Consider the following 2,055-nt stretch of genomic DNA (forward strand, 5'->3'; position numbering starts at 1 on the left):
GCTCTCGTGGGCTATAGTGTTATTAACTATAACTCGACCTTTCTCAGAATATTATGAATTCTTACGGATTATTTAGGAAATAATTAACCGTTAATAGTACCAAATGAGACACTCATTTTTTCGAACATAGCGATAACTTTATTGATCAGTTTCATGGGTTGCTCCTGTAAACATCATTATTTTTATGTGATACACATCACAGTTATTAAGTTACTCCATAATGAAACGCCGGTCAACTATTTTTGTGAGCAACATCACAAAACTTAAGTTCGCCCCCTATCCTGCGCAAAATTATCAACTTTGAACCTCATCACGTGATTAGGTAAGATAAGGCCCTATTTGCCCCTATTTGATTGCCCGCCCTCTTCTGTTGCTGACCATTCATTCGCAGATAAGATGGCATTATTGGTTTTTCGGAGAAATTTTGTCAGAACAGTGCCCATGTGGCAGCAGCTTTGAATATCAACGATGCTGTGCGCCTTATATCCTTAACACGCAAGTTGCGGCCAAACCTGTAATACTGATGCGCTCACGCTACAGCGCCTATGTAAAAAAGGATGCGGACTATCTGATTAAAACCTGGCATCCAGACTGCAAGGCACAAGAATGGCGAGATGGAATAATTCAAAGCTTCACCAATACTGTATGGCACGGATTAACAGTTATTGCAGAAACTACTGGCAGTCATGATGACGAAGCCTTTGTTGAGTTCATTGCCCGCTTTACTGATCCAAATAATATGCAGATAAGCACAATGCATGAACGTTCCCGCTTCCTTCGAATAAAAGAACACTGGTACTATATCGACGGAGTCCGGCCGTCGGTGGGTAGAAATGATATCTGTCCTTGCGGTTCAGGGAAAAAATATAAGAAATGTTGCGGGCATTAACAGTAAAATCGTTTCATTACTGACCGTAGCATCAAACATTTACATAACATCAAGTACTGTTAAGACAGGATTTACCACCTTATGCCACACCAGAATGTACAAAAGAAAGTGTTACGCACTATATGCCCTGACGCTAAAGGCTTAATCGCAAAAATTACCAATATTTGTTACAAGCACCAGTTGAATATCGTGCAGAATAATGAATTTGTTGATCATCTGACTGGCCGCTTTTTCATGCGTACAGAGCTTGAAGGTATTTTTAACGATACTACCCTGCTGGCAGACTTAGATGATGCTTTACCCGAAGGCACCAATCGCGAATTACATACCGCAGGGCGTCGCCGTATTGTTATTATGGTCACCAAAGAAGCACATTGCCTCGGCGACTTATTAATGAAGAGTGCCTATGGTGGTTTAGATGTTGAAATTGCGGCGGTGATTGGCAATCATGATGCACTACAGAATCTGGTGGAGCGCTTTGATATCCCTTTCCATCTTATCAGCCACGAAGGTTTGACCCGTGATCAACATGATCAACGTCTGATTGAGCAAATTGAACAATACCAACCAGACTACGTGGTTCTGGCCAAATATATGCGCGTGCTAACACCAGCCTTTGTTCAACGCTTCCCTTACCAGATTATTAATATCCACCACTCATTCTTGCCTGCATTTATCGGTGCTCGCCCTTATCACCAGGCTTATGAGCGGGGGGTGAAAATTATTGGTGCCACGGCTCACTATGTAAACGATAGCCTGGATGAAGGTCCAATCATCATGCAAGATGTTATTCACGTCGATCATTCGTACACGGCAGAAGATATGATGCGAGCCGGGCGAGATGTGGAAAAAAACGTTCTGAGCCGTGCTCTGTATCGTGTTTTAGCACAACGTGTTTTTGTTTACGGTAACCGCACCGTTATCCTGTAAGCGCGCAATAAACAGATGTTTTTTGCCCAGATAAACATCGTCAAGAACAAAAAAGCACCGAACAACTTATTTTTTTCATTTCAAGTCTTTACAGGGGCGCTTCATTTGATATGATGCGCCCCGCTTACCAAGACAGTATTGATAAGCAGTTAGGCCAGTGGTGGGGTTCCCGAGCGGCCAAAGGGAGCAGACTGTAAATCTGCCGTCATCGACTTCGAAGGTTCGAATCCTTCCCC

General features: G+C 42.9%; 2 protein-coding genes. Both read left to right on the forward strand.

The features are described from left to right. The first annotated feature begins 424 nt into the window (after positions 1-424). The gene (locus V1952_RS21480) at positions 425-889 is read left to right on the forward strand and encodes a YchJ family protein (RefSeq protein WP_083158956.1); all 465 of its coding nucleotides are present in this window, start codon (positions 425-427) and stop codon (positions 887-889) included. Positions 890-970: 81 nt separating this feature from the next. Further along, a complete protein-coding gene (gene purU, locus V1952_RS21485) occupies positions 971-1,819 on the forward strand; it encodes a formyltetrahydrofolate deformylase (protein ID WP_025378136.1) in 849 nt (282 codons plus the stop codon). The last annotated feature ends 236 nt before the right edge of the window (positions 1,820-2,055 follow it).

Origin of the sequence: Yersinia sp. 2542 StPb PI, assembly GCF_048593855.1 — a bacterium.
In the GTDB taxonomy this organism is placed as follows: Bacteria; Pseudomonadota; Gammaproteobacteria; order Enterobacterales; family Enterobacteriaceae; genus Yersinia; species Yersinia enterocolitica_E.